The organism is Enterobacter sp. SST3, from assembly GCF_000286655.1.
GTDB lineage: Bacteria > Pseudomonadota > Gammaproteobacteria > Enterobacterales > Enterobacteriaceae > Enterobacter > Enterobacter roggenkampii.
Map to the genome: position 1 here is coordinate 26,779 of NZ_ALNS01000004.1, position 23,809 is coordinate 50,587.

Consider the following 23,809-nt stretch of genomic DNA (forward strand, 5'->3'; position numbering starts at 1 on the left):
TTAAGTCCTTTGTAAACATGACCGGGCTGCGGCGACCACCGCCTGCCCGAAGGAGATCGCTCCGTCACCTGCGGGCAGGCGCGAAGGAAAAAGAAGCGTAAAATCAGAAAGATAATGACGCAGACGCGCGCGCAGCAGACGGTTGTGCAATACCCCACCGCTGAGGCAGATTGTCGACAGCGACAGGCGCCGGGCGTGAAACGCGGCGAGCTCCGCCAGCCCTTTTGCCAGCGCGTCGTGAAACGCCCAGGCGCGCGCGCAGGGCTCCGCCTGCCAGCTCAGCCACTGCTGCCAGAAAAGCGCGAGGTTATCCGCGTCCAGCGTCACCGGATGGTCGACACCCGCGCACTGCGATGCCAGGGCTTCCAGCCGGCAGGCGGCCTCACCTTCCCAGGATTGGGTTTCGATACCCAGCGCGCAGGCGACTGCATCAAACAGGCGACCGCAGGACGAGGCCCGCGGCGCGTTGAGGCCACGCTGGATCGCCGTCGCCAGCAGCGGCCAGTTCTGGCGCTGAACCGCATGGGTTTCCGGATGTTGCTGCCAGTCGGGCACAAACGCCAGGCAGTGGGCGAGCAGATTGCGCCACGGCTGCCGCGCCGCCAGATCGCCACCCGGCAGCGCAACGGCAGGCAGGCCACCCAGATGCGCGTATTCGAGATAGCTGACCCGCAGGCACTCTCCACCCCACAGCGCGCCGTTTTCCCCCATGCCGATCCCGTCCAGCGTCAGGGCGATAACGTCTCCGCCCTCGCGCGGCCAGCCGTTTTCGGCCAGGCACGCCGCGGCGTGAGCGTGATGGTGGTGTACCTCTTCAAGGGGCAACGCCTGCGCCTGCGCCCACTGGCGAGCGCGGTATCCCGGATGGGCATCGCACACCACGCGCGTCGGCTGAAAGGCGTAAATGTCCTGCATCACCGACAGCGCGGAACGCCACTGCGCTTCCACACCCTCGTCACCGAGATCGCCAAAATGCTGGCTCAGCACCGCCTGGTTCCCACGCACCAGGCAGAAGGTGTTTTTCATCTCCGCCCCGGTGCACAGCATGGCGGGGATATTGTCGAACCCGGCAGGCAGCGTGATGGCATCGGGCACAAAGCCGCGCGCGCGACGCAGCATCGCACCGTCCCGATCCATCACCGAATCGTCCATCCGCTGCAGGATATCGCGGTTATGCAGCAGGAAGCCGTCCGCGATGTCGCTGAGCTCATCCAGCGCCTGGCGGTTGGTGACGGCAGGCGGTCTGCCGCTGAGGTTGCCGGAGGTCATCACCAGCGGGCGCTGACAGTCCATCATCAGAAGATGCTGCAGCGGGTTCGCAGGAAGCATGATGCCCACGGAATCCAGACCGGGCGCGATACCTTCCGGGAGCGCGGGCAGCCAGGCTTTTGGCGTGAGCACAATGGGTGCGGCGGGTGAGCGCAGCAGTGCCTGAACCGTCTCCGGCAGGTCATCCGCATGCGGGATCATTACCGCCAGCGGCTTCGACGGGCGCTGCTTGCGTGACCGAAGCGTCGCGACCGCCTGCGGGTTACGCGCATCGCAGACGAGGTGAAAGCTGCCCAGCCCTTTAACCGCAACAATACCGCCGCTTTTCAGCATCGCTACCGCCGCGCGCAGCGCAGCCTCGCTGTCAGCGGTCATGTCGCCCGCACGCCACGCCAGCGCGGGTCCGCAGTCCGGGCAGGCGACCGGCTGGGCGTGAAAACGGCGGTCGGCAGGATTGCGGTACTCGGCTTCACACGGCTCGCAGAGCGGGAACGGCGCCATTGCCGTGGCCGGACGGTCATAGGGCATCGCGCGGATAATGGTAAACCGCGGCCCGCAGTGGGTGCAGTTGATAAACGGATAGCGATAGCGGCGTTCGCGTGGGTCGCACATCTCAGCCAGACACGCCGGGCAGGTCGCGGCATCGGGGACAATCTGGGTGTCCATCGTCCCGGCCCCGCTGTGGCGGATGGTAAAGTCCTCCGGCACGTGCGCCCAGGTAAACGGCTGCGTTTCCACGCGATCAATGCGTGCCAGCGGCGGGCAGTCCTGATGCAGCCTCGCGGTAAAGGCCCCCCCATTACCCGCGAGGCGCACCAGCACGCCCTCTCCGTCATTGCAGACGTCACCGGTCAGCTGAAGCGCCTGCGCCAGCTGCCAGACGAAGGGACGAAACCCCACGCCCTGCACCTTGCCGCGCACCCGCAGCTGAACGCCGTTGCTGCTCATACGGTTCAGAACAGCAGTGATGACGAGGTGTCGAACGCCGCGCGACGGCGCTTTTCGGCGCTCATCTGCTCAAGCTTGTCGCGATCCACGCAGACCAGCGCGTGCGTCGGGCAGGCTTCCATACAGGCCGGGCCGGCCTCACGGTGGTAACACAGGTCGCACTTGTTGGCTTCGGCTTTCTCCGCCCGCACGCTCAGCCCCATGCCGCTGTTGCGCACGACCGGACGGACCACCACCTCCATCGCGCCATACGGGCAGGCAACCACGCAGGTTTTGCAGCCAATGCAGCGCTCCTGCATCACGTGCACAAAGCCTTTCTCGCGTTTAATCGCCCCGTTCGGGCAGACGTTCGCGCACGGAGCGTCTTCGCACTGGCGACAGATGGCGGCGGTGGAGATATTCACGCCTTTGATGACGTGGATGCGCGGCAGGAAGGTGTCAGGGGTAAGCGACGCGCAGTCCTGCTCCGCCTGATGGGAAACCACGCACGCCACTTCACAGGTACGGCAACCAATACACTTACTGGCATCGGCCATAATAAAACGGTTCATCTGCTTCTCCAGCATTACAGTTATGCGCGGAGATATTCATAAACCGTGCCAATAATTAACACATTGATTTTATAGAACTTTAAAAATCGCAGCGGCGCTGTCATCGTCACTTATGACGATGACAGCTGTCGACATCAGCGGTGTGGGCCGTCAATAACCGAGTCGCGCAGGACAAGCTCGCCGGAGAAGGTTTGCTGATATTTAAACTCGCCGCCGTCGAGCATGAAGATCAGGCGGCTGATGGTCTCCTGAATCATCTCCGTTACCGGAATGCGTACGCTGGAGAGCGACGGCACGATGTAGGGCGCGATGGCCACATCGTCGAAACCGATCACCGACACCGCGTCCGGCGTGGCCACGCCGCTGTCGTGCAGCTGCTTCAGGGCACCGATGGCCATATCGTCATTGCTCGCCACCAGCGCGGTAAAGCGTTCCCCGCGAGCAAGCAGTTCAGAAACCGCCGCCGCGCCGCTGGCGGGGTTCCACTTCCCCTGCGCGATCAGCCCCTCGCGCAGCGGAATACCGTGCTGCGCCAGCGCGTCCTTGTAGCCGGAGAGACGCTCGACCCCGGTGGGGGAATCCATCGAGCCGGTGATAAAGGCGATCTCACGATGCCCTTTCGCAATCAGCTGTGACACCGCGTCCTGGCTGGAGGCTTTATGATCGGACCAGACGCTGTGGCTGCTGTTTTTCCGCAGGCGGCGGTTGAGCACCATAATGGGCTGCTCGCACTTCTCGACGATCGCATCCATCTCATCCACGCTCAGAAAACGCGGATAGATGATCACCGCGTCGCAGCGCATATCCAGCAGATACTGGATCGCCTCGCGCTCCTCATCGGCGCTGTGCTTGCCGTCCGCGAGGATCAGCTGTCGCCCTTTCTCTTCGGTCATGCGCGCGGCGTGAAACAGCAGTTCGCTAAAGTAGACGCCGTGATAAAGGGTGTTCGTCACCACCAGGCCCAGCGTCTGGGTGCGTTTGGTCGCCAGGTTGCGCGCCAGCAAATTTGGGCGATAGCCGCTCTCTTCAATGGCCTGAAACACCCGGTCTTTGGTCTCCTGGCTGACGTAGCCATTACCCGACAGCACCCGGGACACCGTCGCTTTCGAAACGCCTGCCCGCTTCGCCACTTCCAGCATCGTGGTCATGTTTTTTTTCCATCCGAAACTCATGCGGGCAGTGTACTGCACTGCAGAAAAATTGTCGCAGCGGCGACATCACGCTTTCGGCACCTCATTGCGACATTCATCACGAAACGAAAAAATGGTCAAAAAGCGATCTTGTTTCATTCATAAAAACTCATGATGATTATGTGGAACCGGTTTCCTACATTTCACACAACGATAACAGGATCACATCCGATGGCCAAAAATTACGCTGCGCTGGCGAACGACGTTATCAGCGCGCTGGGCGGCAAAGAGAACATCGTCGCCGTCACCCACTGCATGACGCGACTGCGTTTCGTTCTGAAAGACGAAACCCTCACCGACGCCGCCCGCCTGAAAAGCATCAGCGGCGTGCTCGGCGTGGTGCGCAACGACAACCAGTGCCAGGTGATTATTGGCAATACCGTCTCCCAGGCGTACCGCGAGGTGGTAAGCCTGCTGCCCGCTGACCTGCAGCCCGCGGTGCCGGAAGGCCCGCAAAAGCTTACGCTGCGCCGCATTGGCGCCGGGATCCTCGACGCGCTGATCGGCACCATGTCCCCGCTGATCCCGGCGATCATCGGCGGCTCGATGGTCAAGCTGCTGGCGATGATCCTCGAGATGACCGGCGTGCTGCCCAAAGGCGCGCCGACGCTCACCATTTTGACCGTCATCGGCGACGGCGCGTTCTTCTTCCTGCCGCTGATGGTGGCGGCCTCGGCGGCGGTGAAATTCAAAACCAACATGTCGCTGGCGATAGCCATTGCGGGCGTGCTGGTGCACCCGAGCTTTATCGAGCTGATGGCGAAAGCCGCGCAGGGCGAGCACGTTGAGTTCGCCTTTATCCCGGTGACGGCGGTGAAATACACCTACACCGTCATCCCCGCGCTGGTGATGACCTGGTGCCTGTCGTACATCGAACGCTGGGTGGATCGCATCACCCCGGCGGTGACGAAAAACTTCCTCAAGCCGATGCTGATCGTGCTGATTGCCGCCCCGCTCGCCATCGTGCTGATTGGCCCGCTGGGGATCTGGATCGGTAGCGCCATCTCCGCGCTGGTCTACACCATTCACGGCTACCTGGGCTGGCTCTCCGTGGCGATCATGGGCGCATTGTGGCCGCTGCTGGTGATGACCGGGATGCACCGCGTCTTTACGCCGACCATCATTCAGACCATTGCCGAAACGGGCAAGGAAGGGATGGTGATGCCGTCGGAAATTGGCGCCAACCTGTCGCTCGGCGGTTCGTCGCTGGCGGTGGCGTGGAAAACGAAAAACCCGGAGCTGCGCCAGACGGCGCTGGCGGCGGCGGCCTCCGCCATCATGGCGGGGATCTCTGAACCGGCCCTGTACGGCGTCGCGATCCGTCTGAAACGCCCGCTGATTGCCAGCCTGATCAGCGGCTTTATCTGCGGCGCGGTGGCGGGCATAGCCGGTCTTGCCAGCCATTCGATGGCGGCACCGGGGCTGTTCACCAGCGTGCAGTTCTTCGACCCGGCCAACCCGATGACCATCGTCTGGGTGTTTGGCGTGATGGGTCTGGCAGTGGTGCTGTCGTTTATTCTGACTTTGATACTGGGCTTTGAGGATATTCCGGTCGAAGACGAGGCTGAAAAAGCGCGCGCCCTGCAGACCGCACCGGTACAGAACAACGCAGCAAAAGCATAAATTGAAAGCGAGGTAAGAATGTCTGTTTTTCCACAAGGATTTTTATGGGGCGGCGCGCTTGCCGCCAACCAGAGCGAAGGGGCTTACCGTAAAGGCGGCAAAGGGCTGACGACGGTCGATATGATCCCCCACGGCGCGAATCGCCTGGCGGTGAAGCTCGGTAAGGAAAAGCGTTTCTCGCTGCGTGACGACGAGTTCTACCCGAGCCACGAGGCGATTGATTTTTACCATCGCTATAAAGAGGACATCGCCCTGATGGCGGAGATGGGCTTTACGGTGTTCCGCACCTCAATCGCCTGGAGCCGCCTCTATCCGAACGGTGACGAGCCGCTGCCGAACAAAGAAGGCATTGCCTTTTACCGCGCGGTGTTCGAGGAGTGCAAAAAGTACAACATCGAGCCGCTGGTGACCCTCTGCCACTTTGACGTGCCGATGCACCTGGTGACGGAGTACGGCTCCTGGCGCAACCGCAAGATGGTCGATTTCTTCGCCCGCTACGCCCGCACCTGCTTCGAAGAATTTAACGGGTTGGTGAAATACTGGCTGACCTTCAACGAAATCAACATCATGCTGCACAGCCCGTTTTCCGGCGCGGGACTGGTGTTTGAGGATGGCGAAAACGAAGACCAGGTGAAATACCAGGCCGCGCACCACGAGCTGGTGGCGAGCGCGCTGGCGACCAAAATTGCCCACGAGGTAAACCCGGAAAACCAGGTCGGCTGCATGCTGGCGGGCGGTAACTTCTACCCCTACTCCTGCAAGCCGGAAGACGTGTGGATGGCGCTGGAGAAAGACCGCGAGAACCTGTTCTTTATCGACGTGCAGGCGCGCGGAAGCTACCCGGCCTACTCTGCCCGCGTGTTCCGCGAGAAAGGCGTGGTGATTGTTAAAGATCCGGGCGATGACGAACTGCTGAAAAATACCGTCGACTTTGTGTCGTTTAGCTACTACGCCTCGCGCTGCGCCTCGGCGGACATGAACGCGGGCAACACCAGCGCGGCGAACATCGTGAAGTCCCTGCGCAACCCGCACATCCAGGTAAGCGAATGGGGCTGGGGCATCGACCCGCTCGGGCTGCGCATCACCATGAACATGATGTACGACCGCTACCAGAAGCCGCTGTTCCTGGTGGAAAACGGCCTGGGAGCGAAAGATGTCGTTGATGAAAACGGCGAGATCAACGACGACTACCGCATTAGCTACCTGCGCGAGCACATCCGCGCAATGGGCGATGCGATTGAGGACGGCGTGCCGCTGATGGGCTACACCACCTGGGGCTGCATTGACCTGGTCTCGGCCTCAACCGGTGAGATGAGCAAGCGCTACGGGTTTGTGTACGTTGACCGCGACGACGCCGGGAACGGCACGCTGGAGCGGAAACGCAAGAAATCGTTCGGATGGTATAAGAAGGTGATTGCGAGTAACGGGGCGGATCTCGAGTAGCCTGTTTTGCCGGGTGGCGGCTTCGCCTTACCGGGCCTACAAAACCGTAGGCCCGGTAAGCGTAGCGCCACCGGGCGCTGCTCAGAGCTGAGAAAACCCTCCGTTCCCAACCCATCCCGCTAGCCGTGAATACACCACGTCCACCGCCTCTTTCACCGGCGGCGTCATCGGGTAATAAAACCCGACAATATCCGGCTGAATGCCCAAAAACAGCACCTCGCCCACGTCACCTTTGATCTGATCCACGAGGTAGTTCAGCGGCATATTGTGGGTGGTCATCATAAACATCTCGGCGATGTCGTCCGGGTCAATCAGGCGGATCTCGCCGGGGTTGAGCCCCATATCGGTGGCATCGACGATTAACAGCCTGTCCGGGCGCAGCTCGCGGATGGCCACCACGTCGTTTTCCGGCGCGCTGCCGCCGTCAATCACCACCCAGTCGCCCTGCGGGTTCGCGGCACACATCTCTGCGAGCAGCGGACCCGCGCCGTCGTCGCCCATCATGCTGTTGCCGACACACAGTAAAACGTCAGTCACGTAATCTCCTCACCATTAGGTAAATGGCGCTCTCCTGATGAATATCATGCAGCATGCCGAGCAGCGTTTTGCTCCACGCCTGCTGCTCCGGGGTTTGTCTGCCGAGCGCCGCGTCAAAGGCGTTGGCGAGCATGGCAATGTGGTTCACATCGATCACGATCTCACCGTACTTCGGCACGCCTTCCATTTTGCGCCGCGCCGTACTGCCCTCCTCCAGCGTGGCAATCCACGCCAGGTATTCCGGCCACGGACAGCTCAGCGCGGCCTCCAGGCAGTCAATCACCCCGAGGTGATGCCCAATCGCCAGGCTGTAATAGACCACCTGCTGCGCCGCATCCGGCGTGGCATCGTTCTCATCAATAAACTTACGGCTCAGCTGGCTGAACACCACCGTTTCACTCATCGGATACGCGCCTCGTCGACGATGCTGTTCAGGTTCGCCACAATCTCATTGAGGCGCGGATCGTTTTCCGCCTCCAGCCAGCGTGCGACCTGGTGGTCGCCCTGGCTCAGCAGGCGCAGATAGTCGTCGGCAATCTGGCGCCCGTAGCGGTACCCCGCCAGCCTGCGCGCCGTGCGGTCAACCTTCACCCGCAGCGGCTGCACCATGTCCGGGTGCAGAATGGCGGCCGGCTGGTTGTCGAGTTCGCCCGGCTCGCGGGCGTGGATTTTCTGCTTCAGCAGGCCGAGCGCCATCGCAAAGCCGTACAGCGTGGCGGCGGGCGTCGGCGGGCAGCCCGGAATGTAGACGTCCACCGGCACGATTTTGTCGGTGCCGCCCCAGACGCAGTAGAGGTCATGGAAGATGCCGCCGCTGTTGCCGCAGGCGCCGTACGAGATGCAGATTTTCGGATCGGGCGCGGACTGCCAGGCGCGCAGCGCGGGCGAGCGCATGGCGCGGGTGACGGCCCCGGTGAACAGCAGGATGTCCGCATGACGCGGGGACGGCACCACCTTGATGCCGAAGCGCTCGGCGTCAAACAGCGGCGACAGCGTAGCGAAAATCTCAATCTCGCAGCCGTTGCAGCCGCCGCAGTCCACGCGGTAGACGTAGGCCGAGCGTTTGATTTTTTTCAGCAGCGACGCCTTCATGCTGGCGATGGATTCGTCCACCGTCATCGGCACCGGAATGCCGTTCGCGTCGCGCGGGCCCAGTAGGTTTTCCATCAGCTGGCCTCTCTCATGTGGCGGGTGATATCAATGCGGTCGGACGGCAGCAGGCACTTCTGTCGCTTGCACGCCGGGCAGGTTTCGAAGCTTTCGCGGTGGTGTTCCGCGCGCGCGTCGCCGTTGTGCTGCAGCAGCGCGATGGCGTAGTCGATCTCTTTTTGCACGGCGAACGGGCGCTGGCAGACGCGGCAGTGGCACAGGTCAAAGCGCGACTGCTGCAGGAAATCCTCTTTCTTCCACACCGCCAGCTCGTACTCCTGCGACAGGCGAATGGCGACCGTCGGGCAGACCTCCTCGCAGCGGCCGCAGAAGATGCAGCGTCCAAGGTTAAACTGCCAGGCCAGCTCGCCGGTTTTGAGATCCGTTTCCACCGTCAGGGCATTCGACGGACAGGCGTTGACGCAGGCCGCGCAGCCGATGCACTGCTGCGGGTTGTGCTCCGGCTTGCCGCGAAAGTTTTTGTCGACCGGCATCGGCTCCAGCGGATAGCGGCTGGTCTGCGTGCCGGTTTTGATCACTTTTTTGATAAAGGTAAACATGACGAATCCTTATTTCAGCGGCGAGTTCTTACGCTCGATGCTGTAGCGCTCAAGCTCTTTGTACGGCACCACCTGGCTTTTCTTCTTGCGCACGTCCACGACGGTCATGCGGTCGGTGCAGGAGTAGCACGGGTCGAGGCTGCCGATGATCAGCGGCGCGTCGGAGACCGTGTTGCCGCGCAGCATGTAGCGCAGGGTTGGCCAGTTGGCGTAGGTCGCCGCACGGCAGCGCCAGCGGTAGAGCTTCTGGTTGTCGCCGGTCATGCTCCAGTGGATGTCGTCCCCGCGCGGCGCTTCGGCAAAGCCGAGGGCAAAGCGGTTTGGAATGTAGGTGAAGCCTTCCACCATCAGCGGGCCGCCCGGCAGGTTGTCCAGACCAAAGTCGATCATGTTCAGCGCGGTGAACACCTCGTTGATGCGCACCTTCAGGCGGGAAATGACGTCGCAGCCCTGCTCGCTGTGCACGGTCATCGGCAGCAGGCCGTAGCCGACGAACGGGTGATCGGCACGCGTGTCGCGGGCGTGGCCGCTGGCGCGCACCATCGGGCCGACGTTGCTGAAGTCGCGGGCGATTTCCGGGTCAAGACGGCCGATGCCCACGGTGCGCTGCTCGATGTTGGGCGTGCTGAGCAGCATGTCCACCAGCTCCTGCACGTCGCGGCGCATCTGCTGCGCCAGCTGGCGGGTCTGGATCATGTCGTTTTTCAGCAGGTCGCGGCGGATCCCGCCGATCAGGTTCAGACCGTAAGTTTTGCGCGCCCCGGTGAGGATCTCCGCCATCTTCATCGACGCCTCACGCACGCGGAAGAACTGCATAAACCCGGAGTCAAAGCCGACGAAGTGGCAGGCCAGGCCGAGGTTCAGCAGGTGCGAGTGCAGGCGCTCCACCTCCAGCAGGATGGCGCGGATCATCTGCGCGCGTTCCGGCACCACGATCCCCATGCCGTTCTCTACCGAGGTGGTGTAGGCGGTGCTGTGGGCGAAGCCGCAGATGCCGCACACGCGGTCAGAAAGAAACGTCACTTCGTTGTAGCCCATGCGGGTCTCCGCCAGCTTCTCCATGCCGCGGTGGACGTAGAACAGGCGGTAGTCGGCGTCGATAATGTTTTCACCGTCAACGAACAGGCGGAAGTGGCCCGGCTCGTCAGAGGTGACGTGCAGCGGGCCGATCGGCACCACGTTATTCTTCTTGCTGCCCAGCTCGTTGATGAACTCGTAGGTTTCGCTGTCGGTAGTCGGCGCCGGACGCTGGCGGTAGTCCATGCTGTCTTTGCGCAGCGGATAGAGTTCGTCCGGCCAGTCGTCCGGCAGCACCAGACGGCGCTCGTCCGGCAGGCCAACCGGTACCAGGCCATACATATCGCGCACTTCACGCTCGCCCCAGACGGCGGCGGGCACGCGCGGCGTGACGGACGGGTATTCCGGTTTATTCGGGTCGACCTCGACGCGCACGGTAATCCAGCACTTCTCGCCCTGCTCCATCGACATCACGTAGTACACCGCGTAACTGCCGCACAGCTGGCGCTCGTCGTTACCGAACAGCACCGACAGCCAGCCGCCCTGCCGGTAGTAGAGAAACTCCACCACTTCCGGCAGATAGTTCACCTTAATGGTGACGGTGATCTGGTCTTTGGTTTGCCTGGACTCCTCCAGCACCACGCCCGGGAAAGCCTGATGCAACGCGGCGAGATACTGCTGGCCTTTCTTTTCTTCAGACATAAATACTCTCTTTAATCACGCCACCAGCAAGGAGACGAACGCTAAAAATGCAAAACCAAACCCGGCCCAGGTGATGCGGGACGTTTCCACAAAACGCAGGCGCGCCATGCTGTTTTCGAACAGGGCGATGACCAGCACGCCGACCAGCAGCTTGAGGGCGGCAACCACGACGGCCAGCAGCAGACCGCCCGCGGAGAGGTGCGTCATCTGCCCCCACGGGAAGAAGACGCCGACAAACATCTGCAGCACCACCAGCTGTTTGAGGCTGATGCCCCACTTCAGCACCGCAAAGCCGTAGCCGCTGTATTCGGTGAGCGGCCCTTCCTGCAGCTCCTGCTCGGCTTCGGCCAGATCGAACGGCAGCTTGCCCATCTCGATAAACGTGGCGAACGCGCAGGCGCACAGCGCCAGCACCAGCGGAAGGGAGCGGGCAACTGGCCAGTGGTAAACGGTGTCGGTGATAAAGCTGATGTGCGTGGAACCCGCAACCTGCGCGGCGACCCACAGCCCCAGCAGCAGGATCGGCTCAACCAGCACGCCGAGCATCGCCTCGCGGCTGGCACCGATGCCGGTAAACGGGCTACCGGTGTCCAGACCCGCAATCGCAAAGAAGAAGCGGGCGATGGCGAAGAGGTAGATAAGCGTAATCAGATCGCCAAGCACGGGCAGCGGCGAAGCCACCGTCACCACCGGCAGCGCGGTGGCGACGGTGAGCATCACGCCCACCATCACAAACGGCGTCAGGCGGAAGACCCAGCCTGCGGCATCCGGGGCCACGCTCTGGCGAGAAAGCAGCTTGAAGAGATCGCGGTACTCCTGCAGTACGCCAGGCCCACGACGGTTGTGCATCCGGGCGCGCGCCACGCGCGTGATGCCCGACAGCAGCGGCGCGGCGGCGAACAGCACCAGCGCCTGAAGAATTGCCAGTAACAGACTCATGTCAGGCTCCTCGTGAAATCACAATCACTACCAGCACCGCCAGCTCGATCATCGCCAGACGGCGGAACAGCGCGGGCGCGGCAGCGTTCTGCCAGCCGGGTACCCAGCCCACCGGGTTCAGCCAGTGGCGCAGCTTCAGCACGGCGGCGAAGTTCTCTTTCACCGGCATAGCAAAACCGTGGGCGGTGATGACCATCGACTGTTCGTGTTCATAACCGCAGGCCCACGCGGCACCGCGCGAGCGGGAGGTGAGCCGGTCGCGTTTGAAGAACAGCATGAGCACGAACGGCAGCAGCGGCGCGGCAATCAGCAGCAGCGCGATCATCGGCTGGGAAACGACGGTGTGCGCCGTCTCAAGCGGCAGCGGAATGGCGTGGCCCAGCAGCGGCAGCAGCCACGGCGCGGCAACCCCGCCCGCGATGCAGCACAGCGCCAGCGCGACCACGCTTACGCCCATCAGTACCGGTGCGCAGCAGGCGTTCTCAGCCTCACGCGTACGCGGTGCGCCAAGGAAGGTCACGCCATAGACTTTCGCCATGCACATCACGGCCAGCGCCCCGGTAATCGCCAGCCCGACCGCCAGCAGCGGCCCCAGCACGCGGGCGATAAACGCCTCGCTCTGACCGAGGGCGAAGAAGGACTGATAGATCACCCACTCCCCGGCAAAGCCGTTCAGCGGCGGCAGCGCGGCCATCGCCATCAGCCCGACCAGCATCGCCAGCGAAATCACCGGCATTTTTTTGCCAATCCCACCGAGCTTTTCGATATCCCGATGGCCAGTGCGGAACCAGACGCTGCCCGCCCCGAGGAACAGGGTGCTTTTAAACAGGCTGTGGTTGATCAGGTGATACAGACCGCCGATAAAGCCAGCGGCAATCAGCGCCGGTTGATTAAGCGCCAGCCCGGTCACGCCCGCGCCCATGCCGAGCAGGATGATGCCGATATTCTCCAGCGTGTGGTACGCCAGAAGACGCTGGATATTGTGCTCCATCAGCGCGTACAGGCCGCCGATGAAGGCGGTGATCATGCCCGCAATCAGCAGCACCACGCCCCACCACAGCGGCGGCTGGCCGCTGGTCAGCGTCATCGCCAGAATCCCGAACAGACCGACCTTCATCACCACCACAGAAAACAGCGCGGCAGCGGGCGCGGAGGCATTCGCATGCGCCTGCGGCACCCAGCCGTGCAGCGGGATAATCCCGGCCAGCAGGCCAAAGCCGATCACGCCCAGCAGCCAGACGTCATTGCCCAGCGGATGCCCGTTAAGCGCAGCGAACTCCAGCGTGCCGAAACGCTGCCACACCCGCCAGCAGGCCAGCGCCAGCAGCAGCGTCCCGAGGCGTCCCAGCGCAAACCACACTTTCCCGGAGGCGCTGCAGCCGGTCAGGAACACGCCGCACAGCGCCATAATCTCCGCCATCACCACCAGCGCGCCGAGGTTGCTGGCGATCACGGTGCAGACCGCCGTCGCCATCAGCAGGTTCACCAGCAGGCCGTTGGCTTTGGCGTGCGGATGGCGGTGCCAGTCGATATTGAACAGGCTGATAAACAGCCCGCACAGGCCAAAGGTCACCAGCCAGATGGCGTTCAGCGGCGTAATCGCAACGGTGTGGCGAATCAGCGGCATCACGGCCTCTGCGGACTGCCCGCCGAGCAGGACAACTCCACCCGCCGCCAGCGTCATCAGGCTGCCGACCGTCCCGCCGATCCCGGCGATCCAGCCGCTCAGGGTTTTATGGAATGACAGAAGCCACGCCAGCACGGCGGCGGCGGCAAAGTACGCCACGGCGCTGGTAATCATCGTAATCGCGTTCATTTCACCCCCTCGTTGAGCGTCTGCAGAAGCGAAAGATCGCCGACGTCGGTATTAATGGTCAGCTCGCGCTTGCGCTTGCTGGTGCGGGCGATGTCGCGAATGTTCACCAGAATCAGCGCTTTGGTTGGACAGGTGCGCACGCAGGCCGGGCCCTGGTCATCGAAGCTGCACAGGTCGCACTTCACCGCCACGGCGCGGATGCCGGGCACCCAGTCCAGCAGCGTGCTGACGCGTGCTGGAGCCGGAGGCGCGGGCGGGGCTTTAGGCGAGTTGGCATTGGCCGGAATATGCAGCGGGCGGCTGCCGGAGAATTCAATCGCACCGAACGGGCAGGCAATGCCGCACAGCTTGCAACTTACGCACAGGCTTTCGTTCAGCTGGACTGCGCCATCCACGCGGGTGATGGCGTTCACAGGACAGACACCCGCGCAGGGGGCATCTTCACAGTGATGGCAGAGCTGCGGGGCAGACTCTTTTTCATTACGCATGACGTGCAGGCGCGGCATGGACTGTAGCCCATGCAGGCGATGCGTTTCCGAACACGCCGCCTCACAGGTTCGACAGCCAATACAGACCGTCGAGTCAGCAATTACAAAACGGTTCACCGGGTTATCCTCTGGTGATAGTCATTTTTGACGAAAAACTGTCTTGTCGACACTTCTCGACACACTGGGGGTCAGGCCACGTTCGCTGAGGTATTTCCGTCCATCAGCTGCTTCAGGTTGACCGGGAGATCGTGTTCAACGGCGGTGTACAGGCCGTTATAAACCGGGGCGATTTTTTCCAGATAGTGCTCCAGTACCTGCTGGCGATCGCGGTTGCTGACGTGGCCGTCCACCATGCCGTCAGCCATCAGCTGCGCCTTTGCAATACACTGTTTTTCACCGTCTTTTGTCTCGAGGTAGTACTCGATGGTGTGGCTGTTGAAGTTATCCGCCAGGGTGACGTTGATGATGAAATGGCCGAAGAGGACAAAGCGCATATCGCCCTGCGCCGCACAGCTCATCGCGTGGTGAAGACGCGCTTTCGACAAGGTAATGCCCTGAACCAGAGAGTTGCAGTAAAGGTGCCACTGGTCCTGTAACTGCTGATGACGCTGCGCGATGTATTCCGCTTTTTCGCTGATTTCCCAAATAGTCATAAAAGGTATCCGTTTAATGGAGATAGCGGCTGTTAAGCAGATTCCATGCCAGTTTTTATGCTTATGATTTTCAATGGATTTAATTAAAAATTCGCTGTCAACATCGCGGTGTCGACGTGTCATTTCGACAGCGGTGACATCGACACGCCTTAACAAAAATCAAGCTGGCACTGTTATTGCATTACCGGGGCAATTCATTGAGGAGGCGTCATGCACGAAATCACCCTCTGCCAGCGGGCTCTGGAACTTATCGAACAGCAGGCTGTGCAAAACCACGCGAAACGCGTCACCGGCGTCTGGCTGAAGGTCGGGGCGTTTTCCTGCGTCGAGACCAGCGCCCTGACCTTCTGTTTTGAGCTGGTGTGCCGCGGCACGCTGGCGGAAGGCTGCGAACTGCATATTGAGGAGCAGCAGGCGGAGTGCTGGTGCGAACAGTGTCAGCAGTACGTCACCCTGCTCTCATCAAAGGTACAGCGCTGTCCGCAGTGTCAGAGCACCGGGCTGCGCATCGTGGCGGATGACGGCATGCAGATCCAACGCCTCGAAATCGAGAAGGAGTAAAGTATGTGTAGTACCTGCGGTTGCGCCGAAGGCAACCTGTATATAGAAGGGGATGAGCACCGTCCCCACTCCGCGTTTCGCTCCGCGCCCTTTTCCCCTGCCCCGCGCCCTGCGGCAGCCCTGACCGGCATTACCTTTGCGCCGCAGCGTTCCGACGCGGGCGACCTGCATTACGGCCACGGCGAAGCGGGTACCCACGCGCCGGGCATGAGCCAGCGTCAAATGCTGGACGTGGAAATCAACGTGCTGGACAAAAATAACCAGATCGCCACCCGCAACCGCGCCCGCTTCGCCGCCCGCAAACAGCTGGCGCTGAACCTGGTCTCCAGCCCCGGTTCCGGCAAAACCACGCTGCTGACCGAAACGCTCAAACGCCTCAACGGGCGCGTCTCCTGCGCGGTGATCGAGGGCGACCAGCAAACGGTAAACGACGCGGCGCGCATCCGCGAAACCGGCACCCCGGCAATTCAGGTTAACACCGGCAAAGGCTGCCACCTGGATGCGCAGATGATTGCCGATGCCGCCCCGCGCCTGCCGCTGGCGGATAACGGCATCCTGTTTATTGAAAACGTCGGCAACCTGGTCTGCCCGGCGAGCTTCGATCTGGGTGAACGACACAAGGTGGCGGTGCTTTCGGTGACCGAAGGCGAAGACAAGCCGCTGAAATACCCCCACATGTTCGCCGCGGCATCCCTGATGCTGCTGAACAAAGTCGACCTGCTGCCGTACCTGAATTTCGACGTGGATAAGTGCCTGGCGTATGCCCGCGAAGTGAACCCGGAGATTGAGATCATGATGGTCTCCGCCACGCGCGGCGACGGCATGGACGGCTGGTTACGCTGGCTGGAGAACGAACGATGTGCATAGGCGTACCGGGACAAATCCATTCCCTCAACGGTAATCAGGCCAAAGTCGAGGTCTGCGGCATCCTGCGCGATGTAGACCTGACGCTGGTGGGCAGCACCGATGAAACGGGCGCGTCGCGTCTCGGCCAGTGGGTGCTGGTCCACGTGGGGTTTGCCATGAGCGTGATTAACGAAGCGGAAGCCCGCGACACGCTGGATGCGTTGCAAAACATGTTCGACGTGGAGCCGGACGTCGGCGCGCTGCTGTACGGCGAGGAGCGGTAATCATGCGTTACGTTGATGAATACCGCGCGCCGGAGCAGGTGCTGCAGCTTATCGGACACCTCAAAACGCGCGCGGCGCGGCTGGACTACACCAAAGAAAGGCCGCTGCGGATCATGGAGGTGTGCGGCGGGCACACGCACGCGATCTTTAAATTTGGCCTCGACCAGCTGCTGCCGGAGAACATTGAGTTTATCCACGGCCCCGGCTGCCCGGTCTGCGTGCTGCCAATGGGACGCATCGACAGCTGTATCGAGATTGCCGGCCGGCCCGACGTCATATTCTGCACCTTTGGCGACGCGATGCGCGTGCCGGGGAAAAACGGCTCGCTGCTGCAGGCGAAAGCGCGCGGGGCGGACATCCGGATCGTCTATTCGCCGATGGATGCCCTGACGCTGGCAGCGGATAACCCCGCGCGCAAGGTGGTGTTTTTTGGCCTGGGGTTTGAAACCACCATGCCCGCGACGGCCATCACGCTGCAGCAGGCGAAAGCGCGCGGCGTCGATAACTTTTTCTTCTTCTGCCAGCACATTACGCTTATCCCTACCCTGCGCAGCCTGCTGGAAGCGCCAGGCAACGGCATTGACGCCTTTCTGGCACCGGGCCACGTCAGCATGGTGATTGGCACAGACGCCTACGGTTTTATCGCTGAACAGTACAATCGTCCGTTAGTGGTCGCTGGTTTCGAACCACTTGATCTACTGCAAGGTGTCACCATGCTGGTTGAGCAGAAAATAGCGGCCCTGAGCGCGGTCGAAAACCAGTACCGCCGCGTGGTGCCGGATGCCGGCAATGAACGGGCTCAGCGTGCCATTGCGGAGGTGTTCAGCGTCGAAGGCGACAGCGAGTGGCGAGGACTGGGGCTGATTGCCGAATCCGGCGTGCGCCTGACGCCAGCCTATCGCGCGTTCGACGCTGAAGCGCATTTCCGCCCGCAGCCGCAGCAGGTTTGCGACGATCCCCGGGCCCGCTGTGGCGAGGTGCTCACCGGCAAATGCAAACCGCATCAGTGCCCGTTATTTGGCAATACCTGTAACCCGCAAACGGCGTTTGGCGCGCTGATGGTCTCCTCCGAAGGGGCATGCGCCGCGTGGTATCAATATCGCAACCAGGAGTGTGAAGCATGAACACGGTGGAAATGGCGCACGGAAGCGGTGGACAGGCGATGCAGCAGCTGATTAACCGGCTGTTCATGGAGGCCTTTAACAACCCCTGGCTCGCCGAGCAGGAAGACCAGGCGCGCATTGATCTCGCCACCCTCACCGCCCTGGGCAACCGGCTGGCCTTCTCCACCGACAGCTATGTCATCGATCCGCTGTTCTTTCCCGGCGGCGATATCGGCAAGCTCGCCGTCTGCGGCACGGCCAACGACGTGGCCGTCAGCGGCGCCATTCCCCGCTACCTCTCCTGCGGATTCATCCTCGAAGAGGGGCTGCCGATGGAGACGCTCACGGCGGTGGTGAACAGCATGGCACACACCGCGCGCGAGGCGGGTATCGCTATCGTCACCGGGGACACCAAAGTGGTCCAGCGCGGTGCGGCCGATAAGCTGTTTATCAACACCGCCGGAATGGGGGCTATCCCCGCCAACATTCACTGGGGCGCACAGCGGCTTAGCGCGGGCGACGTGCTGCTGGTAACCGGCACGCTGGGCTGCCACGGAGCGACTATCCTTAACCTGCGTGAAGGCTTAGGGCTGGACGGTGAACTGCGCAGCGACTGCGCGGTGCTCACCCCGCTGATTCAGACGCTGTGTGCTATTCCCGGCGTGAAGGCCTTGCGCGATGCCACCCGCGGCGGGGTGAATGCGGTGGTTCACGAATTCGCCGCAAGCAGCGGGTGCGGGATTGAACTGACCGAGCGTGGCCTGCCTGTAAAAGCTGCCGTGCGCGGGCTGTGCGAACTATTGGGACTTGACCCACTGAACTTTGCTAACGAAGGCAAGCTGGTGATCGGCGTGGAACGCGCGGCGGCGGAAGCCGTTCTTGCAGAGCTGCGCGCGCATCCATTAGGGAAAGAGGCCGCCATCATCGGCGAAGTGGTTGAGCGCAAGGGGGTGCGCCTGACCGGACTTTACGGCGTGAAGCGCACGCTGGACCTGCCGCACGCGGAACCGTTACCCCGAATTTGCTAGAGCCGCGCCATAAGCGGTCAGCACTGAATGTCTCTTTTTTGCCAGTTTCTATTGGAAAGCAATAATGCCGTATACACCGATGAGCGATCTTGGACAGCAGGGCCTGTTTGATATCACGCGCACACTTTTACAGCAGCCCGATCTCGGCGCGCTGAGCGATGCCCTGACGCGGCTGGTCAGGCAATCAGCGCTGGCCGACAGCGCGGCGATAGTACTGTGGCATAGCGGAACGCACCGCGCGAGCTACTACTCAACGCGCGATAATGGCAAAACGTTTGAGTACGAAGACGAAACGTATCTCGCGCATGGCCCGGTGCGCCGTATTCTCTCCCGTCCGGAAGCGCTGCACTGCAACTTTGAGGAGTTCCGCACGGCGTGGCCGCGGCTCGCGGAGAGCAACCTCTACCAGCCGTTCGGCCACTACAGCATGCTGCCGCTCGCGGCGGAGGGACATATTTTTGGTGGCTGCGAGTTTATTCGCACGACCGACCAGCCCTGGAGCGAGTCGGAATACGAGCGTCTGCACACCTTTACCCAGATCGTGGCCGTCGTCGCGGAGCAGATCCAAAGCCGCGTGACCAATAACGTGGATTACGACCTGCTGAGCCGCGAGCGCGACAACTTCCGCATTCTGGTCGCCATCACCAACGCCGTGCTGTCGCGCCTTGATATGGACGAGCTGGTCAGCGAAGTCTCGAAGGAGATCCACCACTATTTCAAAATCGATGCTATCAGCATCGCGCTGCGCGGCCATCGCAAGGGCAAGCTGAACATCTACTCCACGCATTATCTGGATGAAGCCAACCCGGCGCACGAGCAGAGCGAAGTGGACGAAGCGGGCACCCTGTCTGAGCGGGTGTTTAAGAGCAAAGAGATCCTGCTGCTCAACCTGAGCGAGCAGGACCCGGTGGCACCGTATGAGCGGATGCTGTTTAACACCTGGGGCAACAAGATTCAGACCCTGTGCCTGCTTCCCCTGATGTCCGGCAACACCATGCTGGGGGTGCTGAAGCTGGCGCAGTGTGATGAAGCCGTGTTTACCACCGCCAACCTGAAGCTGCTGCGCCAGATCGCCGAGCGTATCTCCATCGCGCTGGATAACGCCCTCGCCTATCAGGAGATCCACCGCCTGAAAGAGCGGCTGGTGGATGAGAACCTGGCCCTGACCGAACAGCTCAACAACGTGGACAGCGAGTTTGGTGAAATCATCGGGCGCAGCGACGCCATGTACAGCGTGCTCAAGCAGGTTGAGATGGTGGCGCAAAGCGACAGCACGGTGCTGATCCTGGGCGAAACCGGTACGGGTAAAGAGCTGATTGCCCGGGCCATCCACAACCTGAGCAACCGCAACAGCCGTCGGATGGTGAAGATGAACTGCGCGGCGATGCCCGCAGGCCTGCTGGAAAGCGACCTGTTCGGCCACGAGCGCGGTGCATTCACCGGGGCCAGCAGCCAGCGGCTGGGCCGTTTTGAGCTGGCGGACAAGAGCTCGCTGTTTCTCGACGAAGTGGGCGATATGCCGCTGGAGCTACAGCCGAAACTGCTGCGCGTTCTGCAGGAGCAGGAGTTTGAACGTCTTGGCAGCAACAAGCTTATCCAGACTGACGTGCGGCTGATTGCCGCCACCAACCGCGACCTGAAAAAAATGGTCGCCGACCGCGAGTTTCGCAGCGATCTCTACTATCGCCTGAACGTCTTCCCGATCTTCCTGCCGCCGCTGCGCGAGCGCCCGGAAGATATTCCCCTGCTGGTCAAAGCGTTTACCGCCAAGATCGCGCGTCGGATGGGGCGAAACATCGACAGCATTCCTGCCGAGACGTTACGTACCCTTTCATCAATGGAGTGGCCCGGCAACGTGCGCGAGCTGGAAAACGTCATCGAGCGTGCGGTGCTGCTGACGCGCGGCAATGTGCTGCAGCTCTCCCTTCCTGAAGTGACGCTGCCTGACGTGACCGTACCCGCCGCCGAGACGGCGAAAGAGGGAGAAGATGAATATCAGCTTATTATGCGCGTACTCAAAGAGACCAACGGCGTGGTCGCCGGGCCAAAAGGTGCCGCCCAGCGTTTAGGGTTAAAACGCACTACCCTGCTGTCGCGCATGAAGCGTCTCGGGATCGACAAAGAGAGCCTGGTTTAAGCCCCCAATCCGGCGGTGTTTTTCTGGCACCGCCTTTCGTTACCCTGCGCAATTGTCCCTCATTGACACAAAATCGTTTCCTCTGTATAAAATTCCGCCTTAATAATGAGTTTCATTTGCATCAATAATAATATTAATCAAGGGTAGCGTTTCATGAAGAAGGTCATCTGCGCGTTAGGCCTGGCGGTTGCGTCGGTCAGTTCTGCTCTGGCAACCACATATCCTCTGACGATTGAAAACTGTGGCTATAAAGAGACATTCACCAAAGCCCCGGAACGCGTCGTGGCTCTGGGTCAGAATACCGTCGAAATTCTGCTCCTGCTGGGGCTGGAAGATAAGGTGAAGGCCAGCGCCTTCTGGCCGACGAAAGTGCTGCCTCAGCTGGCGGAACAGAACGCAAAAATCAAAACCCTGACGGTTGAAATCCCTACCCTTGAATCCGTGCTTGCGCAAAATCCCGACTTTGTCCCCGCGCAGTCACCGCTGCTGCTGGGGCCAGAAAGCAAGGTCGCAAAACGCGACGATCTGATGACCCTGGGCGTGAACAGCTACGTGTCCCCGGGCATGTGTGCGACCAAAAAAGCCACCGGCGATATGTACGGCAGCCGCCAGAAACTGTGGGATATGACGTATCTCTATCAGGAGATTGAGGATTTCGCCAAAATCTTTAACGTTGAAGACCGCGGTCAGGCCGTGATTGCCGATTTCAAAAAACGTGAGGCTGACCTGCGCCAGGAATTCAGTAAAAACAAAAAAGATCTCTCCTTTGTTTTCTGGTTCTCAAGCTCCTCCCCTTCTGCGGACGCCTACGTAGGCGGTAAAAATAGCCCCTCCGGGTTTATCGCCAGCCTGATGGGCGGGCATAACGCCATCACCTCCGAGACCGAATGGCCAACCGTGGGCTGGGAAAGCATTATTGCCGCCAATCCGGATGTGATTGTGGTCTCGAGCCTGGATCGCAACCGCTGGGCGCTGGATAACGCGGAAGAGAAAATCAAATTCCTGAAAAGCGATCCGGCCGTCAGCCAGCTGGACGCGGTGAAAAAAGGCCATATCGTGGTGATGGACGGTCAGGCCATGAACCCGACAATTCGCACGATTTACGGGGCTGAGCAGGTTGGCGAACAGCTCAGAAAACTGGGGCTGAACTGATGACCACCGCTGTCCTTCAGGCCAGGCAGAGCCTGGTTCTGACGACCTCGTGTTTGCTCGCCTTTGTCCTGCTATTTCTGGTTATCGCGCTGAGCGTCAGCGTCGGCGAGCTGTCCATCCCGCTGGATAACGTGTTTTACGCCATCAGCAATAAAATGGGGCTCACCGATGTTCCGCTCACTCGCATCTATGAGAGCGTGATCTGGGACTTCCGCCTGAGCCGCGCGCTGGTGGCGGCCTGCTGCGGCGCAGGTCTGGCCATCTGCGGGGCCGTATTGCAGAGCCTGCTGAAGAACGCGCTGGCGGAACCCTACGTGCTCGGCGTGTCCGCGGGCGCGTCGACCGGGGCGGTTTCTGTCGTCGTATTGGGGATCGGCACCGGTGCGGTGTCGCTCTCTGCCGGGGCCTTTGCCGGGGCGTTCGCCGCGTTTGCGTTTGTCGCGTTTCTGACGAACGGGGCGCGCGGCGGGAATGAACGTACGATTCTGGCAGGCGTCGCCGCCTCACAGCTTTTTAACGCCATTACCGCCTACACCATTAGCACCTCCGCCAGTGCCCAGCAGGCGCGCGACGTGATGTTCTGGCTGCTGGGCAGCTTCAGCGGCGTACGCTGGCCTGAATTCCAGCTGGCACTGGTCGTGGTGCTGATTGGGTTAGCCGTGTGCCTCTACTATTCCCGGGCGCTGGATGCCTTTACGTTCGGCGATGACGCCGCCGCGTCGCTGGGCATTGCCGTTCCCTGGGTGCGCCTGGCGCTCTTTACCACCACCGCGCTGATTACCGCAACTATCGTCAGCATGGCGGGGTCAATCGGCTTTGTTGGGCTGGTGGTGCCGCACGTCATGCGTTTCCTGTTCGGGCCGCTGCACCGCACGCTGCTGATTGCCAGCGCGCTGGCAGGCGCGATCCTGATGGTGCTGGCAGACATTGCCTCGCGCATGCTGATTGCGCCGCAAAGCCTGCCCGTCGGCGTGGTCACCGCGCTGGTTGGCGTTCCGTTCTTTGCCGTGATTATCTACCGCTCAAGGAATAAGTGATGAGCATCTGCGCTGAAAATATTACCTGGAAGGTCGGCAAAAAAGTCATCGTTAATGACGTCTCGCTGAAGGTTTCCCGGGGCGAAACGGTAGGACTGCTTGGACCTAACGGCTGCGGTAAATCGTCTCTTTTACGTATCCTCGCGGGGCTGCGGCGCCCGGATGCGGGCTGTGTGACGCTGGACGGCCAGGACATCTCTCGTATTGCCAAAAAGCAGCTGGCCCGCCGGGTCGCCTTCGTGGAGCAGCACGGCATGACTGACGCCAACATGCGCGTGCGCGACGTGGTCAAACTCGGGCGGATTCCGCACCACTCCGCCTTTTCCAACTGGAGCACGCACGATGACGAAACCGTCACCGCCGCTCTGCAGCGCGTGGATATGCTGGATAAAAGCGACCAGGGGTGGCTGAGCCTCTCCGGCGGCGAGCGCCAGCGCGTCCACATTGCCCGCGCGCTGGCCCAGACCCCGACGGAAATCCTGCTGGATGAACCAACAAACCACCTGGACATTCATCATCAGATGCAGCTGATGCAGTTGATCAGCGAATTACCGGTCACCAGCATTGTCGCTATCCACGATCTCAACCACGCCTCGATGTTCTGCGACTCGCTGATTGTGATGCAGAAAGGCCAAATTGTGGCGACGGGGACACCGCAGGACATCCTGTCCGAGTCGTTGCTCTGGGACGTCTTCCGGGTCAAAACCAAAATCGAGATCTCGCCGTTCCATGGCAAAAAACACATTCACTTTATCGTTTAGGGGCGAGTGACCAAC

Annotated in this window: 23 protein-coding genes; 11 read left to right on the forward strand and 12 right to left on the reverse strand. The window is 61.3% G+C overall.

Annotation, left to right across the window (positions count from 1 at the left end; all coding sequences use genetic code 11):
• The 3 genes from hypF to B498_RS19725 form a co-directional block, all read right to left on the reverse strand.
• On the reverse strand, positions 1 to 2,217 hold the full coding sequence (hypF, locus tag B498_RS19735; protein WP_008499564.1) for a carbamoyltransferase HypF: 2,217 nt from the start codon (positions 2,215 to 2,217) through the stop codon (positions 1 to 3).
• Between the two features lie 5 nt (positions 2,218 to 2,222).
• Positions 2,223 to 2,768, reverse strand: coding sequence for an electron transport protein HydN (hydN, locus tag B498_RS19730; protein ID WP_008499565.1), 546 nt, complete (start codon positions 2,766 to 2,768; stop codon positions 2,223 to 2,225).
• A 134-nt stretch (positions 2,769 to 2,902) separates the two neighbouring features.
• Positions 2,903 to 3,916, reverse strand: a complete 1,014-nt coding sequence (locus B498_RS19725; protein ID WP_008499567.1) for a LacI family DNA-binding transcriptional regulator — start codon at positions 3,914 to 3,916, stop codon at positions 2,903 to 2,905.
• A gap of 213 nt (positions 3,917 to 4,129) precedes the next feature.
• Here B498_RS19725 and ascF point away from each other — a divergent pair, with 213 nt between their 5' ends.
• Entirely contained in the window at positions 4,130 to 5,581 is a 1,452-nt protein-coding gene (ascF, locus tag B498_RS19720; protein ID WP_008499568.1) for a PTS cellobiose/arbutin/salicin transporter subunit IIBC, read from the forward strand.
• Positions 5,582 to 5,599: 18 nt separating this feature from the next.
• The gene (locus B498_RS19715; protein WP_008499569.1) at positions 5,600 to 7,024 is read left to right on the forward strand and encodes a 6-phospho-beta-glucosidase; all 1,425 of its coding nucleotides are present in this window, start codon (positions 5,600 to 5,602) and stop codon (positions 7,022 to 7,024) included.
• Positions 7,025 to 7,105: 81 nt separating this feature from the next.
• Here B498_RS19715 and hycI read toward each other — a convergent pair whose 3' ends face one another.
• From hycI to hycA, 9 genes are all read right to left on the reverse strand, one after another.
• Positions 7,106 to 7,561: a hydrogenase maturation peptidase HycI gene (hycI, locus tag B498_RS19710; protein WP_008499570.1), complete on the reverse strand. Its 456-nt coding sequence runs from the start codon at positions 7,559 to 7,561 to the stop codon at positions 7,106 to 7,108.
• Complete coding sequence (locus B498_RS19705) at positions 7,554 to 7,964, reverse strand: formate hydrogenlyase maturation HycH family protein (protein ID WP_008499571.1); 411 nt, start codon at positions 7,962 to 7,964, stop codon at positions 7,554 to 7,556. The genes hycI and B498_RS19705 overlap by 8 nt, the downstream gene beginning before the upstream one ends.
• Positions 7,961 to 8,728, reverse strand: a complete 768-nt coding sequence (locus B498_RS19700) for an NADH-quinone oxidoreductase subunit B family protein (protein WP_008499572.1) — start codon at positions 8,726 to 8,728, stop codon at positions 7,961 to 7,963. The genes B498_RS19705 and B498_RS19700 overlap by 4 nt, the downstream gene beginning before the upstream one ends.
• Entirely contained in the window at positions 8,728 to 9,270 is a 543-nt protein-coding gene (locus tag B498_RS19695; RefSeq protein ID WP_008499573.1) for a formate hydrogenlyase complex iron-sulfur subunit, read from the reverse strand. Before B498_RS19695 ends, B498_RS19700 begins: the two co-directional genes overlap by 1 nt.
• A 9-nt stretch (positions 9,271 to 9,279) precedes the next feature.
• The gene (gene hycE / locus B498_RS19690) at positions 9,280 to 10,989 is read right to left on the reverse strand and encodes a formate hydrogenlyase subunit HycE (protein ID WP_008499575.1); all 1,710 of its coding nucleotides are present in this window, start codon (positions 10,987 to 10,989) and stop codon (positions 9,280 to 9,282) included.
• Positions 10,990 to 11,004: 15 nt separating this feature from the next.
• Positions 11,005 to 11,928 (reverse strand): respiratory chain complex I subunit 1 family protein, encoded by a 924-nt coding sequence (locus B498_RS19685; RefSeq protein WP_008499576.1) that lies wholly within the window; start codon positions 11,926 to 11,928, stop codon positions 11,005 to 11,007.
• A 1-nt stretch (position 11,929) separates the two neighbouring features.
• Positions 11,930 to 13,744: a formate hydrogenlyase subunit 3 gene (gene hycC, locus B498_RS19680; RefSeq protein ID WP_008499577.1), complete on the reverse strand. Its 1,815-nt coding sequence runs from the start codon at positions 13,742 to 13,744 to the stop codon at positions 11,930 to 11,932.
• Positions 13,741 to 14,349, reverse strand: coding sequence for a 4Fe-4S dicluster domain-containing protein (locus tag B498_RS19675; protein WP_008499578.1), 609 nt, complete (start codon positions 14,347 to 14,349; stop codon positions 13,741 to 13,743). Before B498_RS19675 ends, hycC begins: the two co-directional genes overlap by 4 nt.
• A 71-nt stretch (positions 14,350 to 14,420) precedes the next feature.
• The gene (gene hycA, locus B498_RS19670; RefSeq protein ID WP_008499579.1) at positions 14,421 to 14,885 is read right to left on the reverse strand and encodes a formate hydrogenlyase regulator HycA; all 465 of its coding nucleotides are present in this window, start codon (positions 14,883 to 14,885) and stop codon (positions 14,421 to 14,423) included.
• A 210-nt stretch (positions 14,886 to 15,095) separates the two neighbouring features.
• Between hycA and hypA the strand changes: the two genes are divergently transcribed.
• The 9 genes from hypA to B498_RS19625 all read left to right on the forward strand — a co-directional run bounded on the left by hypA (position 15,096) and on the right by B498_RS19625 (position 23,794).
• Positions 15,096 to 15,446 carry a hydrogenase maturation nickel metallochaperone HypA gene (hypA, locus tag B498_RS19665; RefSeq protein WP_008499580.1) on the forward strand — a complete coding sequence of 117 codons (351 nt, stop codon included), beginning with the start codon at positions 15,096 to 15,098 and terminating at the stop codon, positions 15,444 to 15,446.
• Positions 15,447 to 15,449: 3 nt separating this feature from the next.
• Entirely contained in the window at positions 15,450 to 16,313 is an 864-nt protein-coding gene (gene hypB, locus B498_RS19660) for a hydrogenase nickel incorporation protein HypB (protein WP_008499581.1), read from the forward strand.
• Positions 16,304 to 16,576, forward strand: coding sequence for a HypC/HybG/HupF family hydrogenase formation chaperone (locus B498_RS19655; RefSeq protein WP_008499582.1), 273 nt, complete (start codon positions 16,304 to 16,306; stop codon positions 16,574 to 16,576). The genes hypB and B498_RS19655 overlap by 10 nt, the downstream gene beginning before the upstream one ends.
• A 2-nt stretch (positions 16,577 to 16,578) precedes the next feature.
• Positions 16,579 to 17,700, forward strand: coding sequence for a hydrogenase formation protein HypD (hypD, locus tag B498_RS19650; protein ID WP_008499583.1), 1,122 nt, complete (start codon positions 16,579 to 16,581; stop codon positions 17,698 to 17,700).
• Entirely contained in the window at positions 17,697 to 18,707 is a 1,011-nt protein-coding gene (gene hypE, locus B498_RS19645) for a hydrogenase expression/formation protein HypE (RefSeq protein ID WP_008499584.1), read from the forward strand. Before hypD ends, hypE begins: the two co-directional genes overlap by 4 nt.
• Positions 18,708 to 18,771: 64 nt before the next feature.
• A complete protein-coding gene (flhA, locus tag B498_RS19640; RefSeq protein ID WP_008499585.1) occupies positions 18,772 to 20,844 on the forward strand; it encodes a formate hydrogenlyase transcriptional activator FlhA in 2,073 nt (690 codons plus the stop codon).
• A gap of 153 nt (positions 20,845 to 20,997) precedes the next feature.
• Positions 20,998 to 21,996, forward strand: coding sequence for an ABC transporter substrate-binding protein (locus B498_RS19635; protein ID WP_008499586.1), 999 nt, complete (start codon positions 20,998 to 21,000; stop codon positions 21,994 to 21,996).
• Positions 21,996 to 23,033 (forward strand): FecCD family ABC transporter permease, encoded by a 1,038-nt coding sequence (locus B498_RS19630; protein ID WP_008499587.1) that lies wholly within the window; start codon positions 21,996 to 21,998, stop codon positions 23,031 to 23,033. Before B498_RS19635 ends, B498_RS19630 begins: the two co-directional genes overlap by 1 nt.
• Complete coding sequence (locus B498_RS19625; protein WP_008499588.1) at positions 23,033 to 23,794, forward strand: ABC transporter ATP-binding protein; 762 nt, start codon at positions 23,033 to 23,035, stop codon at positions 23,792 to 23,794. Before B498_RS19630 ends, B498_RS19625 begins: the two co-directional genes overlap by 1 nt.
• Positions 23,795 to 23,809: the final 15 nt, after the last annotated feature.

Excerpts from the sequence above, each read along its gene's own strand:
- B498_RS19635 (WP_008499586.1), top strand. The coding sequence starts at position 20,998 with ATGAAGAAGGTCATCTGCGCGTTAGGCCTGGCGGTTGCGTCGGTCAGT.
- B498_RS19695 (WP_008499573.1), bottom strand. The coding sequence starts at position 9,270 with ATGTTTACCTTTATCAAAAAAGTGATCAAAACCGGCACGCAGACCAGC.
- B498_RS19700 (WP_008499572.1), bottom strand. The coding sequence starts at position 8,728 with ATGGAAAACCTACTGGGCCCGCGCGACGCGAACGGCATTCCGGTGCCG.
- hypA (WP_008499580.1), top strand. The coding sequence starts at position 15,096 with ATGCACGAAATCACCCTCTGCCAGCGGGCTCTGGAACTTATCGAACAG.
- hypB (WP_008499581.1), top strand. The coding sequence starts at position 15,450 with ATGTGTAGTACCTGCGGTTGCGCCGAAGGCAACCTGTATATAGAAGGG.
- hycE (WP_008499575.1), bottom strand. The coding sequence starts at position 10,989 with ATGTCTGAAGAAAAGAAAGGCCAGCAGTATCTCGCCGCGTTGCATCAG.
- B498_RS19685 (WP_008499576.1), bottom strand. The coding sequence starts at position 11,928 with ATGAGTCTGTTACTGGCAATTCTTCAGGCGCTGGTGCTGTTCGCCGCC.
- hypD (WP_008499583.1), top strand. The coding sequence starts at position 16,579 with ATGCGTTACGTTGATGAATACCGCGCGCCGGAGCAGGTGCTGCAGCTT.
- flhA (WP_008499585.1), top strand. The coding sequence starts at position 18,772 with ATGCCGTATACACCGATGAGCGATCTTGGACAGCAGGGCCTGTTTGAT.
- B498_RS19715 (WP_008499569.1), top strand. The coding sequence starts at position 5,600 with ATGTCTGTTTTTCCACAAGGATTTTTATGGGGCGGCGCGCTTGCCGCC.
- B498_RS19655 (WP_008499582.1), top strand. The coding sequence starts at position 16,304 with ATGTGCATAGGCGTACCGGGACAAATCCATTCCCTCAACGGTAATCAG.
- B498_RS19725 (WP_008499567.1), bottom strand. The coding sequence starts at position 3,916 with ATGACCACGATGCTGGAAGTGGCGAAGCGGGCAGGCGTTTCGAAAGCG.
- B498_RS19630 (WP_008499587.1), top strand. The coding sequence starts at position 21,996 with ATGACCACCGCTGTCCTTCAGGCCAGGCAGAGCCTGGTTCTGACGACC.
- hycA (WP_008499579.1), bottom strand. The coding sequence starts at position 14,885 with ATGACTATTTGGGAAATCAGCGAAAAAGCGGAATACATCGCGCAGCGT.
- hycC (WP_008499577.1), bottom strand. The coding sequence starts at position 13,744 with ATGAACGCGATTACGATGATTACCAGCGCCGTGGCGTACTTTGCCGCC.
- B498_RS19705 (WP_008499571.1), bottom strand. The coding sequence starts at position 7,964 with ATGAGTGAAACGGTGGTGTTCAGCCAGCTGAGCCGTAAGTTTATTGAT.
- hypE (WP_008499584.1), top strand. The coding sequence starts at position 17,697 with ATGAACACGGTGGAAATGGCGCACGGAAGCGGTGGACAGGCGATGCAG.
- hydN (WP_008499565.1), bottom strand. The coding sequence starts at position 2,768 with ATGAACCGTTTTATTATGGCCGATGCCAGTAAGTGTATTGGTTGCCGT.
- B498_RS19625 (WP_008499588.1), top strand. The coding sequence starts at position 23,033 with ATGAGCATCTGCGCTGAAAATATTACCTGGAAGGTCGGCAAAAAAGTC.
- ascF (WP_008499568.1), top strand. The coding sequence starts at position 4,130 with ATGGCCAAAAATTACGCTGCGCTGGCGAACGACGTTATCAGCGCGCTG.
- hypF (WP_008499564.1), bottom strand. The coding sequence starts at position 2,217 with ATGAGCAGCAACGGCGTTCAGCTGCGGGTGCGCGGCAAGGTGCAGGGC.